The 11,970-nt window shown below is 64.6% G+C and carries 14 protein-coding genes and 3 pseudogenes; 10 read left to right on the top strand and 7 right to left on the bottom strand.

Features of this window, described 5'->3' with window-relative positions:
- From AB0L63_RS32260 to AB0L63_RS32250, 3 genes are all read right to left on the bottom strand, one after another.
- The coding region (locus AB0L63_RS32260; RefSeq protein WP_364508797.1) for a hypothetical protein at positions 1-370 on the bottom strand (370 nt) is incomplete at its 3' end.
- Between the two features lie 268 nt (positions 371-638).
- Positions 639-956 (bottom strand): GNAT family N-acetyltransferase, encoded by a 318-nt coding sequence (locus tag AB0L63_RS32255; RefSeq protein WP_364508794.1) that lies wholly within the window; start codon positions 954-956, stop codon positions 639-641.
- Between the two features lie 194 nt (positions 957-1,150).
- Positions 1,151-1,309: a hypothetical protein gene (locus AB0L63_RS32250; RefSeq protein ID WP_364508791.1), complete on the bottom strand. Its 159-nt coding sequence runs from the start codon at positions 1,307-1,309 to the stop codon at positions 1,151-1,153.
- On the opposite strand from AB0L63_RS32250, the gene AB0L63_RS32245 reads away from it, so the two are divergent.
- The 4 genes and pseudogenes from AB0L63_RS32245 to AB0L63_RS32230 all read left to right on the top strand — a co-directional run.
- Positions 1,290-1,625: a hypothetical protein gene (locus AB0L63_RS32245; protein ID WP_364508789.1), complete on the top strand. Its 336-nt coding sequence runs from the start codon at positions 1,290-1,292 to the stop codon at positions 1,623-1,625. The two genes, AB0L63_RS32250 and AB0L63_RS32245, sit on opposite strands and share 20 nt — an antisense overlap.
- A gap of 23 nt (positions 1,626-1,648) precedes the next feature.
- Positions 1,649-2,506, top strand: a complete 858-nt coding sequence (locus AB0L63_RS32240) for a hypothetical protein (protein ID WP_364508786.1) — start codon at positions 1,649-1,651, stop codon at positions 2,504-2,506.
- 362 nt (positions 2,507-2,868) lie between these two features.
- Entirely contained in the window at positions 2,869-3,339 is a 471-nt protein-coding gene (arfB, locus tag AB0L63_RS32235; protein ID WP_364508783.1) for an alternative ribosome rescue aminoacyl-tRNA hydrolase ArfB, read from the top strand.
- Between the two features lie 300 nt (positions 3,340-3,639).
- Positions 3,640-3,822: pseudogene (locus AB0L63_RS32230) on the top strand (MerR family DNA-binding transcriptional regulator); the annotation flags it as partial.
- On the opposite strand, the pseudogene AB0L63_RS32225 reads toward AB0L63_RS32230, so the two are convergent.
- A pseudogene (locus tag AB0L63_RS32225) lies at positions 3,822-4,444 on the bottom strand (IS3 family transposase); the annotation flags it as partial. The pseudogenes AB0L63_RS32230 and AB0L63_RS32225 overlap by 1 nt on opposite strands.
- A 276-nt stretch (positions 4,445-4,720) precedes the next feature.
- Here AB0L63_RS32225 and AB0L63_RS32220 point away from each other — a divergent pair.
- A complete protein-coding gene (locus AB0L63_RS32220) occupies positions 4,721-4,855 on the top strand; it encodes a hypothetical protein (RefSeq protein ID WP_364508780.1) in 135 nt (44 codons plus the stop codon).
- A 309-nt stretch (positions 4,856-5,164) separates the two neighbouring features.
- Here AB0L63_RS32220 and AB0L63_RS32215 read toward each other — a convergent pair whose 3' ends face one another.
- Entirely contained in the window at positions 5,165-5,503 is a 339-nt protein-coding gene (locus tag AB0L63_RS32215) for a zinc ribbon domain-containing protein YjdM (RefSeq protein WP_364508776.1), read from the bottom strand.
- 22 nt (positions 5,504-5,525) lie between these two features.
- A complete protein-coding gene (locus AB0L63_RS32210) occupies positions 5,526-6,332 on the bottom strand; it encodes an alpha/beta hydrolase (RefSeq protein WP_364508773.1) in 807 nt (268 codons plus the stop codon).
- A 349-nt stretch (positions 6,333-6,681) separates the two neighbouring features.
- On the opposite strand from AB0L63_RS32210, the pseudogene AB0L63_RS32205 reads away from it, so the two are divergent.
- Positions 6,682-6,978: pseudogene (locus AB0L63_RS32205) on the top strand (SulP family inorganic anion transporter); the annotation flags it as partial.
- 194 nt (positions 6,979-7,172) lie between these two features.
- Here the strand turns inward: AB0L63_RS32205 and AB0L63_RS32200 are convergent.
- The gene (locus tag AB0L63_RS32200) at positions 7,173-8,198 is read right to left on the bottom strand and encodes an AraC family transcriptional regulator (RefSeq protein ID WP_364508770.1); all 1,026 of its coding nucleotides are present in this window, start codon (positions 8,196-8,198) and stop codon (positions 7,173-7,175) included.
- A 163-nt stretch (positions 8,199-8,361) separates the two neighbouring features.
- Here AB0L63_RS32200 and AB0L63_RS32195 point away from each other — a divergent pair, with 163 nt between their 5' ends.
- From AB0L63_RS32195 to AB0L63_RS32180, 4 genes are read left to right on the top strand one after another with little or no spacing between them, the layout of a single operon-like run.
- On the top strand, positions 8,362-8,883 hold the full coding sequence (locus AB0L63_RS32195) for a hypothetical protein (protein ID WP_364508806.1): 522 nt from the start codon (positions 8,362-8,364) through the stop codon (positions 8,881-8,883).
- Positions 8,884-8,894: 11 nt separating this feature from the next.
- Positions 8,895-10,229, top strand: a complete 1,335-nt coding sequence (locus AB0L63_RS32190) for a peroxidase (protein ID WP_364508767.1) — start codon at positions 8,895-8,897, stop codon at positions 10,227-10,229.
- Positions 10,226-11,242, top strand: a complete 1,017-nt coding sequence (locus AB0L63_RS32185; RefSeq protein WP_364508764.1) for a hypothetical protein — start codon at positions 10,226-10,228, stop codon at positions 11,240-11,242. The genes AB0L63_RS32190 and AB0L63_RS32185 overlap by 4 nt, the downstream gene beginning before the upstream one ends.
- Positions 11,243-11,285: 43 nt before the next feature.
- The gene (locus AB0L63_RS32180) at positions 11,286-11,936 is read left to right on the top strand and encodes a GAP family protein (protein ID WP_364508761.1); all 651 of its coding nucleotides are present in this window, start codon (positions 11,286-11,288) and stop codon (positions 11,934-11,936) included.
- The last annotated feature ends 34 nt before the right edge of the window (positions 11,937-11,970 follow it).

Below are 11,970 nucleotides of genomic sequence, written 5' to 3'. Positions count from 1 at the left end.
TGCGGTAGCCGCGGAGCATGACCCACTCGTCCGGTAGCAGGCCAGCAAGGCTCCAGGTGAGCAAATCCTCGCCGTATACCCCGGCGCCTTGCTGCTGGACCCGGTGATATGCCCGATGCACCTCGTACTCGGCCGATTCCACCTGTCGAGAAGCGTCACCAACCCGTGCTTGCGCAGCATGTTCGTCGGCGGTAGGCACAGACAGCAAACGCTTCCACAGCGGCTTCGTCCGACGAGTAGTCTCCAACTCGCCGTACGCCTGAGCGTAATAGCCTTGCCACGCCTCATGATCCGCTGCGGCACCCTGTAACCGCTGCTCGGACAGGTGAAGCTGCTCACCTCCGTGATCCGACAGAACCTTGACCCGCATCGTGCCCCGCCTCCTCCACGCGCCCCCAACACTCAGCATGCCCAAAGAGTCGACGACACGGATAAGAATGAGCCACAGGGCATTTCGCATTCGCATCTGCGAGCGCCGAATACTTGCCGAGAACCCGATCCGGCGAGCCTGGTTGGCGCGGGTTGCGGTGACGTGGGAACAGACCCGAATCCGCCTGCGCAACCTGAACAACCAGCGGCCGTGACTCGATAGGCAAACCGGTAGTGGGACAACGTTATCCGCAGGGATCGACCGATAATCACCGTAGGCGGAGATAGTGCCCCGACTCCTCGAAGCTCCACCTGTCCTGATAGAACTTCGCAACGCCGATATCGGCTGCGAGTGCCACGTGAGGGATTTGTTGGCGTGCAGACCAATCGATGATCCGATCCACGATGCGAGTCCCGAGCCCGAGGCCCTGGTGTGTCGGCATGACGACGACGTCGACGATCAATCCGTAGAGTGCGCCATCGCCTATTGCCCGGCCATGCCTACCGCAGCGCCGTCCTGATCGATGGCAACGACACCGAACAACGAGGCCGATAGGGCAAGCACGCACCTGTTTACCGGCGGACATACCCAGCTGACCGCCGCACGAAGCCGAATGTACTCATCCGGGGTCGGCAGTCGATCCACGAGGCTTGCGGCTGACGGCACCACACTCGCATACACGGCCATCGAGGTAGACGGCGAGTCCACTCGGTCACCTGAGGCGTAATCGGTTGCGCCCGTTCTCGATGGTTTGCCGGCGAAGTCGCGCTCGTACTGCTCCTATACGGCCAGGAACACTTCCTGCACGATGTCATTGGCGCGCTCGACGTCACCGTTCAACGCGCTGTACACCAACCGGAACACCGCCGGAGCATGGCAGCGGAACAGTTCGTTGAACCTGTCCGAGAAGAATCGGCGGGTGTCACGGCCAACGGTCACCATCCGCACCCTGGACCCAACCCGGCTGGCCGAAGGCGCCAAACTGATCAGTCCATCGATGCCTTCCGGTCATAAAGCAAAAATCCTCTCCACCGAGTTGGACGGCGAAGCGAGTCTGGTCACCATCGAGATCATCGCGGGAATGGGGAAGGCGCTCGTCCCCAAGCCGGGAACCGTCCCCACGCTCGAACAGATCGTTGCCTACCTGCCCGACTCCGGCTGGCGACCCGTACCGGTGTTCCCGGACTCCAGCCGGACTCTGTGGACCCATACCGCTGCCGAAGCGCCGGTCGCCGATCTCCAAGTATCCGGATGACGCTGCCGCAGAGGAGTGGGGCGATGACAACTGACGCCAACAGCGCGACCGAGTCAGCCACAGCAGCCACGGCAATGATTTTGTCCGACCTCGCCGAGCCCGACCACAAAGCAGTCGTGGTCGATTCCCCACCTGGGGCAGGCAAGAGCACCCTCGTGGTCAGCGCGGCCGGACATCTCGTCGAGTGCAAGATCATCGTCGGCACCTCAGCCAAGTGGGCAACCGTCCAGGACTGTAAATTCGGCTGGGCCATCCTGGACGAGTCCTACCAGATGCGATCGGACATGCTGCTGCAGATCGTGGAACGGTTCGACCGTGGCCTGTTCGTTGGGGATCCAGGCCAATTGGATCCGTTCACCATTGTGGGAACCGAACGCTGGATCGGGCTGTCACACGACCCGACCCAGAACGGCGTCACGGTGATGCTGGAGCACAACCCAACCGTTCCCGTCCGTCAGCTGCCCGTGTCGTGGCGGCTGCCAACGACCGCTGCTCCCATCATCTCTGAGGCGTTCTACCCGTTCACCGAATTCGCCGCCGGCACCGAGGAGGGCACCCGTTCTCTGGAGTTCCAGACCGCCGGGCTCGGCAACACCGATCTGGACGAGACCCTGGCGATGGCCTTCACCACCGGATGGGCGCTGCACGAACTACCCCGTCGCCATGTCCCGCGCACCGACGCTGAAACCATCCAGACCGCCGCCCACCTGGCCAGCCGCCTACTCGACCGCGGCGCGGTGGCCACCTGCGAGCGCCATCGCGACGGCCGCGTTCTGCGGGCCAGCGATATCGCCATCGGTGTCGCCCACCGCGATCAAGCCGACCTGGTTCGCACCGCGCTTGCCCGCACCGGCAACCTTCGCAGCGGTGAGAACCTCTAACCCCTTCACAGCTCACAATCATCATCTAGTACGTCATAGTGAGCAGGTCACCGCCCGGTAACTCCTGGTTTCAGCACCAAGGCAGGCGCACTGCTTCGAGATCCGGCTCCGCCAGGAGCTGATCGATTAACTCGGTCGGGCCAGTCACCTTCCACCCGAGATCGGTTTCAGGCGTGCCGAGCCACGAAACAAGTACTCGATCAGCGATATTCCAGCTCACAGCAGAGAGCGTATCCAGCAGGAATCGGCGAGGACCGAACAGTCGGTAATCGGCTATGTGCGGACGGCCTGCTTGTTACACGTCGATAAGGTCATCGCTATCGTGAACGACAAGGTCACCGTTCAGTCGCAACTAGGCCGACGTGGCCAAGTCAACTTGCGGATCGGAAGAGCGGCGTCGGATCATGGCAGCGGACCTGACCGTGACTCGGGTGCTGGTGATACCCGTGTCCGAGTTGCGCGAGCGGTTCTCACGGTCGTCCGGTCCGGGAGGGCAGCACGTCAACACCACCGACAGCCGGGTAGAGCTGTCGTTCGACCTCGCCAACTCGCCCTCGGTGCCGGATTGGCTGCGCACCCGGATGCTCGACCGCCTGGCCACCCGCCTGGTCAACGGGGTTCTCACGATCGCCGCATCGGAGCAACGCGCACAGCTGCAGAACCGCGCGGCCGCCCGCGAACGCCTGGCCTCGTTACTGCGTGACGCCGCTGCCGCCCCGCCACCCGTTCGCCGCGCCACCAAGCCCTCGCGCGGAGCAAAGGAACGTCGCATCTCCGCGAAGAAGCGACGCGGCGTCACCAAACGCAACCGCCGCGCCTCCCCCGACGACTAGCCGACGGCAGCGCCACAGGCCGGGGTATCGGCGGCACAATCGTTGTCGAACGGGCCCATGCTCCCAAGCACCCGTCTGCATCCTCTCGTTGCTGGCAGCAGCCTGAGCGCAGGCACACCGACACACGCTATTCGGCCAGCCCAGGTCCGAACAGCGCGATATGCGGCAACGCAGCATGTTTTCGCAGCGTTGTTGTCGCGAGATTCAGCAGGACGTTTCGGCTTGCTTCTGACGTAACGTCAGGTCCTAACGTCGGCGGTACCAGCGCAAGGTGCGTCGGTGGAAGTGAGATGGAAGCGGATGGACGAGACGGGAATCGAGCAGGTGTGGAAGGTCGGTGAGCTCGCGACCGAGGCCGGATTGACGGTTCGGACGTTGCATCATTACGACCGCATCGGGTTGGTGCGCCCTGCCGGGCGCACCAATACCGGTCACCGACTCTACACCGAAGCCGAAGTCCAGCGCCTGTATCAGGTTTTGGCGAGGTCGTCGTGGACCGGTGGGCCGGGCGTGCGGTTCAACCCGCGTTTCTTGGCGAACACGCTCCAGATCCGCTGCTGTGAGCACAACCGAGCCACGCGGTTCTCCCCGGCGGTGATGCCGCGGGCGGGTAGTTCGTCAGCGATGAACCGGTACCCGAACGCGGGGTCCTCGGCATGGATGTCGAGCGCGGCGTTGATCAGATGCGCGTCGTCCCAATCACGTTGCGAGACTGGGTTTTTCTTCCACTTGTAGAACGCTTGGGTGGTGAAACCGAGTACCCGGCAGGTCACCGCGACAGGGATCTTGTCGGCGGCCAGGTCGAGGACCAGCGGGTAGGTCATTTTGGGTTGACGTCGCGGGAAAAGTAGGCGACCGCGCGGCGCATGACTTCGGCTTCCTGCTCCAACTGCCGGATCCGCTTGCGCGCTTCCCGCAACTCGCCCGACTCGTCGCGGCTGGTTCCTGGCCGGTGTCCGTCTTCGATATCGGCTTGTTTCACCCAGTTCTTCACACAGCTCTGCGAGATCCCGAAGTCTTTCGCGATCTGGGTCAATGGGATCTCGCCCTTGCGGGCGACCGCGACCACGTCGCGGCGGAACTCCTCGGGATAAGGCTTGGGCATGATGGTGATCCTTCCACCGTGAGAATCAGATCCTCACAGGTCAGGAGTCAACCGAACCGGGGGCAGTCCCGATCAGTTTGATCCGACCGGTGCGAGCGCCCGGCTAGGTGGGTGTCGACCGAGGCAATCCCTCGTCCCGTCAGGCCATGTCAAAACGGTCCGTTTATGGCTGACTCCATGGAAGGTTGTAACTCCATGGCGACCCGTACCGATCCGATCAATCGCAATCAACTGGAAGTTCTTCGGTGGGTGGACACTGGGTGTCCGGATGGCGTAATGACAGGCAGCGCTTACAAGTTGACGGCGAATGCGCTCGAATGGCGTGGCTTGGTCGTGGTGTCGAAGAAGAAGGGGATCTGGCGGGCCGAAATCACCGAGGTTGGCCGGCACTACCTGCAGTACGGCCGCTAACCCCCGACGGTCACGGGACTAGAAAACCCTTACGGCCAGCAAACAACCCGTTCGGCCGCCCGCAGCTGACTCGTGATCAGTTCCGTCTGGGGCAGGTCGTTACCGGTGGCCGGGTTGTCGAACGTCCGCGGGGTCGGCTGCCGCGGCGGTGGGATGAGTATCTGCTGTTGCGTGAGCGTGTCATCGACCGTCTCGGTGACCTCCCCGACCCCGCCGTGTGAGCCCAAGTCCAGGTCGAGCTGCGCGATCCCTTGGTGGCGTCTGCCCTGGTCGGTGATATTGCTCCGCGTCCTGCCGCGAGGTCGTCGGTCAGCTCTTCTTGACCACGCTGGATTTGAGTTGCATAGCGCCGATGCCGTCGACTTTGCAGTCGATGTCGTGGTCGCCGACGCCGTTGACGAGGCGGATGTTTCGGACCTTCGTGCCCGCCTTGATACCGGTCGGGCTGCCCTTGACCTTGAGCGTCTTGATCACGGTCACGGTGTCGCCGTCGGCGAGCACATTGCCGACGGCGTCGGTGATGACAGTGTCCGCGCTATCGGCTGCGGCTTCCCATTCGTGGGCGCATTCGGGGCAGACCAGCAGTGCACCCATTTCGTAGGTGTACTGACTCGAGCAGGCGGGACAGGGCGGTAGGGTCTCGGTCACCGAGTCGTCCTTTCGGGAGTTGCTATGCGGTGGTGAGGAATTCGATGATCACGCGGTTGACTGCCTCGGGCCGTTCCAGGTAGCCGAAGTGTCCGCAGCGCTCGATCTCGACGTAACACGCACCGGGGATGGCGGCGGCCACCTCCCGGCCGAAGAGGGCGGGCGTCATCTGGTCGTCGGCGAATCCGACGACCAAGCTGGGGGCGGTGATGCGCGCGTAGTCGGGCAGGCGGTCGCGGGAGCGGTCCATACCGATCTGCGCCCGGACTCCGGGTGGCGTTTTGCCCGTGGTGAATTCGAAGATGTCGAGCCATTCCTGGGCCTTGGCTTCATCCTCGAGGGTGTGCGGCGACAGATTCAACATTGCCTTGATGGCAGCAGCGTACGGTGCGGGCACCTGAATGTCGTTGTCGTACAAGGCTTGTTCGCCGAGGTTGAGGGTGCGCGGGAGCGGATGCGGTCGTCCGGCGGCGCCGAGCATGACGGCCTTGGCGACCAGGTCGGGTCGCGCCAGCGCCAATTCCTGCACGACGCGTGCGCCCATCGAGTGGCCGACCACGTGGGCCCGGCCGCCGCCAAGGTGCTCGATCAGCGCGGCGGTGTCGGCGACGAGATCGTCGATACCGAAGCCGCTGGCGCATTCGTCCGAGGGCGCGATCCCGCGGTTGTCCACGGTCGCGACCCGGAATCCGGCCTTGACCAGCGCGGGTACCTGATAGGTGTGCCAGATCCGACCCGGACTCCCGGTCCCCATGATCAGCAGGACCAGCGGACCTGTGCCGGTGACGTCATAGTTGAGCCGGATCCCGTTGAGGGTGGCGATGGGCATGATCCTTCTTCCGTCTCTTGCGCGTCGAGTGACGAACAATGCTGTGGGTTCAGCAGTGACTGTGGGCGCCGACCGGCTCGCCGGTGTTGAGGAAGGTCAGCGCGTGCGCATGGCAGCGCGGGCACGCGGAATCCGCCGTCGTGACCGCGGAGGTTCGACACAATAGGCCGCAGTCCGCGCAGCGCAGGATCCGACCACGTAGTCGGCTGATCGGTGTCACCCGCATCCCGTTCACCTCCCTGATGACTTGCGAACATTAGCAAGTATCAAGTGGTGGGTGTCAGTTGGGTTCAGGCGCGACCATGGCGGCGTTCATAGGCTTGCCGCTCGGCTGCGGCGCGTTGCTGTGCTGCAACAGTTTCCGGCCGCCCTCAGCATCGCGCACGCCGAAGGCGACAAGGTGTGGCAGTCCGCGGCCGATGCCGTGCGCCGGTTTGTCGACAAACCGACTATCGCGACACCGGTGACCGCGCTGATCGTCGCTGTCGTCATCCTCGTCGGTGGACGCTTCTTGCCGAAACTGCCGTTCGCGCTGGTCGCGGTCGCCATCGCCACGATCGTCACCGCCGTGTTCGACCTGGACCTCACACGGATCGGGACCATCCCCTCGGGCCTGCCCGCACCGTCGCTGAGTTTCCTGCACGTTTCAGCCCCCGGCAGTCAATGCTCGCATCCGCCGCGCCGTCCGGGCGCGTGCGCACACCCGGTATTCGGTGTAGTAGCCGTCAACCGAACATATCGGGACTCGGGATGTTGTGTGGTCCGATATGCGGCACTCGACGACTACGTCAGTCTTGGGCAATCCCAGCCGGCTACGCCGCGAACAGGTGACGTTCGTGACTACTGCAGGTTGTCGGGTGCCTCGGCCGATGCCCTGGTGCGCCGCCACTGGGTGGGGCTGCAGCCGTGGTGTTTGCGGAACCACCGGGAGAAGTTGCCTTGGGCGGAGAAGCCGAGGAGTTGGGCGGTCTCGGTGAGGGAGCGGCGCGGATTGGCGACCATGTGGCGCGCCAGTTCGGCGCGGGTCGCATCCAGTAGCGAGCTGAAAGTCTCGCCTTCGGCGGCGAGGCGGGCGTGAACGGTGCGGCGGTCGACGCCCAGGCTGCGGGCCACCTGCTCCACCGAACAGCGGCCGGTGGGCAGGAGCAGTTCGATGAGCTCGCGGACCCGGTCGGTGATGGTTGCGGGACGGACCGGGTGGACGGGGTCCAGCAGCCGCTGGGTGTAAGCCCGTAGCTGCGGGTCGGCCATCGCATTGGGCGCGTCGAGATCGCTTGTGTAGGTGAGTATTCCATTGAAGTCCTGCTCGAAGCTCACTCGCGGTCCGAAGACCCGGTGATGGGCGCGCAGGTCGGGCGGGGCGGGATGGGTGAAGCGGACTTCCACCGGCCGCCACGCGCTCCCGAGGAAACCGGCGAGCAGGCCGTGCAGCACGCCGACCGATAGTTCGACGGATTGGCGGGTATCGCCGGGCTGTCCGATATCGAGGGTCAGCCGGATGATAGCGAGGCCGTGCTGCTCTATGAGACGGGTATGCAGCGCCTCGTTGTACATGTCCTCGTGCCGCGACATCACGGTCAGTGCGCTGCGTACGTCGGGTTCCTCGCGGATCACCAGGCTCAGCGGACCCAGGTTGGCGAAGCGGCGGTGCTCGGCCAGGCGCAGCCCGAAATCGGCGCGGCCGGCCGCGGTGGCCGAACGCTCGAGCAGTTCGGAGATCGCGGCGGCGGGCGCCCAGCGGTCCTGCAGGCTCAGACCGGCCGGGTCCAGGCCCGACGCGCGCAGCAGCCCGACCGGGTCGATGCCCAGCGATCGGCACAGTTCCACATAGTCGTGCAGAGCACCATAGCGGGCCAGCGGCTTCAATATCGTCCCGATCTCCCGAAATGAACAACTTATCTTCCCGTAATGATAAGCAATCGGCCCCTGCTCTGCCTACAGTGGGCTTCGTTCCAGTTACCGATGCCAGACCGAAGGAAGGGACGACAGCGTGGCAACGAGCAACGAGGATTGGTCCAAGCCAGCAGCGATGGCCATCCCCGAGAAGGGATATTTCGAGTACGAACAGGGGCGGTACGGGCCGGTCTACCCCCGCACCCCAGCTAACTATGGGTTTTCTATCGTCGCCAAGGTCAAACCCGGCTGTGAGGCGGCGATTCGGGAGCACGGCAAGGTCATTCAGGCCGCGGTAGAGCAGGACCCGTATGTGCTCGCGCCACTGCGGCTGCACTACCTGCGGTGGGTGGTGTTCGATGTCGGCGACGGCCCGACCTTCATGTATCAGGGCATCTTCGACACCGACTTCGACAAATATCTCGAGGACGCCCTCGATCTGTTCCTGTCCACAGGCATCACCACCGCCTTCGTGAATCTCGAAGGCTTTCCCGAGGATTGGCGCACCAATCGGGCCGCGGCTGTCGAATTCTTTCGCACGCACCAGTTCCCGAGCTTCCTCGAATACGGCGAGTACCCGTATGTGACCTCCGGCGAGGTCAAGAAGGCCCTGCGGCTCAAAGCGGCGTTCTCCGACATGCTCGACGAAATGCAGTAGAGGTGGTGCAGATGCTCGAATTCGACGATATCCAGCACATTCTGCTGACCCGGGTGCCCGCGCTGACCGGGCGCTACGAATTCCTGTCCTTCGCCGACGCCGCCGGGGCCCAGGCCTGGCTCACCGCCATGACCGACCGCGTGCCCTCGGTCGAGGATTTGCGGGACTCGGTGGACACCGAAACGCCGTGGGTGTCACTGGCCTTCACCTGGACCGGGCTGCGCGCCCTGGGCGTCCCGGCGCAAGCGCTGGCGAGTTTTCCGGAGGAATTCCGCCAGGGCATGGCCGCCCGGGCCGAAGTCCTCGGGGATACCGGCGCCAATCATCCCGACCGTTGGATCGACGGCACGGCCGGCGACGATCTGCACGCGATCGTCATCCTCTTCGCCCGTGACGCCGCCGAACGCGACCGCCGGGTGGCCGAACACAACGCACTGCTCGCCACCTGCCCGGGTGTCACGGTGCTGTCGTCGCTGGACCTGGCGGCCGAACCGCCGTTCGGTTACGCGCACGACCACTTCGGCTACCGGGATCGCTTGTCGCAGCCGGTGATCGAGGGCACGGGGGAGGAGCCCACGCCTGGCAGTGGCGCACCGCTGAAGGCCGGGGAGTTCATCCTGGGCTATGCCGACGAGAGCGGGCCGCCGACGGAATTGCCTCAGCCCGAGGTGCTTTCCCGCAACGGCACGTTCATGGCCTACCGCCGGCTGCGTGAACACGTGGGACTGTTCCGTGACTTCCTGGCCGAGCATGGCGACACCGCCGATGAACAGGAGTTGGTGGCGGCGAAACTGATGGGCCGATGGCGCAGTGGCGCACCGCTGGTCCTCGCCCCGGACGCCGACGATCCGGAACTGGGTGCGGATATGTCGCGCAACAACGACTTCAACTACAAACAAATGGATCCGCACGGCTACGCGGTACCGCTCGGGGCGCACATCCGCCGCATGAATCCTCGCGATACCGGTGTGAACATGCAGCGCCACCGCATGATTCGCCGCGGTGCGACCTACGGCCCGCACCTGCCGGAGGGAACGCCCGACGACGGCACCGACCGTGGCCTCGCGGCTTTCGTGCTCTGCGCGAGCCTGGTGCGCCAATTCGAGTTCGCCCAGAACGTCTGGGTCAACGACAAGTCGTTCCACGAACTCGGCAACGAGCGGGATCCGATCATCGGCAATCAGGACGGCACGTTGGAATACAAGATTCCGAAGCACCCGATTCGCCAGACCATCAAGGGAATTCCGGCCTTCACCACCGTCACCGGTGGCGCGTACTTCTTCCTGCCAGGGCTGCGCGCCCTGCGTTATCTGACCACTCTCACCGAAAGCGATGCAGCAGCATGAGCTCGTTCACCCCGGCACGTACCTACAACCAGGCCCACCTGGCCCGCCCCTACACCCCGGGCAAGCGCCGCATCAGCATCTACTGGTCGTGGAGCTATCCCTGGGAGGCCCAGCGTGATACGGCCGAACTGGACAACCGCTTCTCCACCATGACCGAGGTGCGCCAGGCCACCTGGCCCGCCTATGAGAAGCCCGAATACGACGCCGCGCACTTCCTGCAGGGCATCGCGGGCACCCTCGAGCTGTTCCACCGCTCCACTCTCGACTTCCAGCGTGTGGCCGGTGAGGTGACCGGGCATCCGGTGGCAGTCTTCCAGCGCATCGACCAGGCCGGCTTCAAACAGCCCATCGACGAACGCATCCTGGCCGACACCGACACCCTCATGGTCTTCGGTCTCGATCACCTTCTCGCACAAGAGGAAGCGGCGTCGGAGGAGATCGCCGCCATCCAGCAGTGGCTCCAGCGGGAGGGCACCTGCCTGCTGCTGGCCCCGCACCACGATGTCGGCTTCACCGACGACCTGAAGCAGCGCCAGATGGAATTCGAGCACCACGGCGATCCGCTGGTGCCGCGCCAGCAGCGTTTCGGCGCCTACACCCGCTCGCTGATGACCGCTTTGAATGTGCCGGTGCACAACATCTACGGGTTGCGTCCGGCCGTCGTCGACGGGACCCGTGCGATCGCGCCCCTCACCACCTTCCGCGATCTCGACACCCCGCACCTGCTCGACGACGTCACCACATTCAATTTCCACCCCCATCTACCGCACTACGAACTCACCGAGCCGGAGGGCGATTCGGTGCGCCTGCTCGCCCGCCAGCCCATCGAGCTGTCGCGGCCCCACCCCTTCATCGAAGCGGGCAATACCGAATTCAACACCCTGCTCTGGCTGCCCCCCAACGACGAACGCGCCGGCGATATCGTCATGGCCGACTCCACCAACTTCACCACCCTGTTCGGCGGCACCAAGAGCCTCGCCAACTTCTGGCGCAACCTCGCGGCGATGAAATGACCGGGGCTGTATCCGGCGGCACGACGCCGCGAAGGAGCGGCCGGTGATCGGAGATCTGCTGCCGTCGGCCATCGGCATCGCCCTGTCGCCAATTCCGGTGGTTGCGGTAATCCTGATGCTGCTGTCCGCCAATGCGGGCCGGGCGAGTTCCGGATTCGCGCTCGGATGGGTGGTGGGGATCCTGACGGCCACAGGCCTCGTGACGGTCGCGGCCGCATCGGGTCTGGTGAACTCGGCGGGCCATCCCTCCGCCGCGGTCTCCTGGATCAAGATCGTGATGGGCGCGCTGCTGCTCTTCATAGCCTTCCGTCAGTGGCGCAGCCGCACCGACGATTCGGTACCGGGGTGGATGAAAGCGATCGATGAACTCGGAACCTCCAGGGCAGTGGGCCTCGGCCTGCTGCTGTCCGTGCTGAATCCGAAAAACCTGCTGCTGTTCATCACAGCGGGAGTGGCAATCGGCACCGCAGGGCTGACCGCCGGCGGCAATACGGCGACAATCATCGCATTCGTCCTACTGAGCGCGGCATCGGTAGTCCTCCCGGTCGGCGGCTACGCCGTCGCGGCGAATCAACTGGGAGGCCCGCTGGCCCGCCTGAAGAACTGGCTGCAGGCGAACAACCGCACGGTGGTCGCCGGGGTGTTCACAGTGATGGGTGCCCTCGCCCTCGCCAAGGGGGTGGGCGGACTCTGAATGAGATTATCTCCGCGGTGAACCAGCGAGATCA

The organism is Nocardia sp. NPDC051990 (genome assembly GCF_040680755.1).
Classification (GTDB): Bacteria; Actinomycetota; Actinomycetes; order Mycobacteriales; family Mycobacteriaceae; genus Nocardia.
Note: the sequence above shows the minus strand (reverse complement) of the source record. Positions and strands in the feature narration are given on the sequence as shown.

Excerpts from the sequence above, each read along its gene's own strand:
- AB0L63_RS32255 (WP_364508794.1), bottom strand. The coding sequence starts at position 956 with ATGTCCGCCGGTAAACAGGTGCGTGCTTGCCCTATCGGCCTCGTTGTT.
- AB0L63_RS32240 (WP_364508786.1), top strand. The coding sequence starts at position 1,649 with ATGACAACTGACGCCAACAGCGCGACCGAGTCAGCCACAGCAGCCACG.
- AB0L63_RS32220 (WP_364508780.1), top strand. The coding sequence starts at position 4,721 with ATGACAGGCAGCGCTTACAAGTTGACGGCGAATGCGCTCGAATGGCGT.
- AB0L63_RS32210 (WP_364508773.1), bottom strand. The coding sequence starts at position 6,332 with ATGCCCATCGCCACCCTCAACGGGATCCGGCTCAACTATGACGTCACC.
- AB0L63_RS32195 (WP_364508806.1), top strand. The coding sequence starts at position 8,362 with ATGGCCATCCCCGAGAAGGGATATTTCGAGTACGAACAGGGGCGGTAC.
- AB0L63_RS32190 (WP_364508767.1), top strand. The coding sequence starts at position 8,895 with ATGCTCGAATTCGACGATATCCAGCACATTCTGCTGACCCGGGTGCCC.
- AB0L63_RS32185 (WP_364508764.1), top strand. The coding sequence starts at position 10,226 with ATGAGCTCGTTCACCCCGGCACGTACCTACAACCAGGCCCACCTGGCC.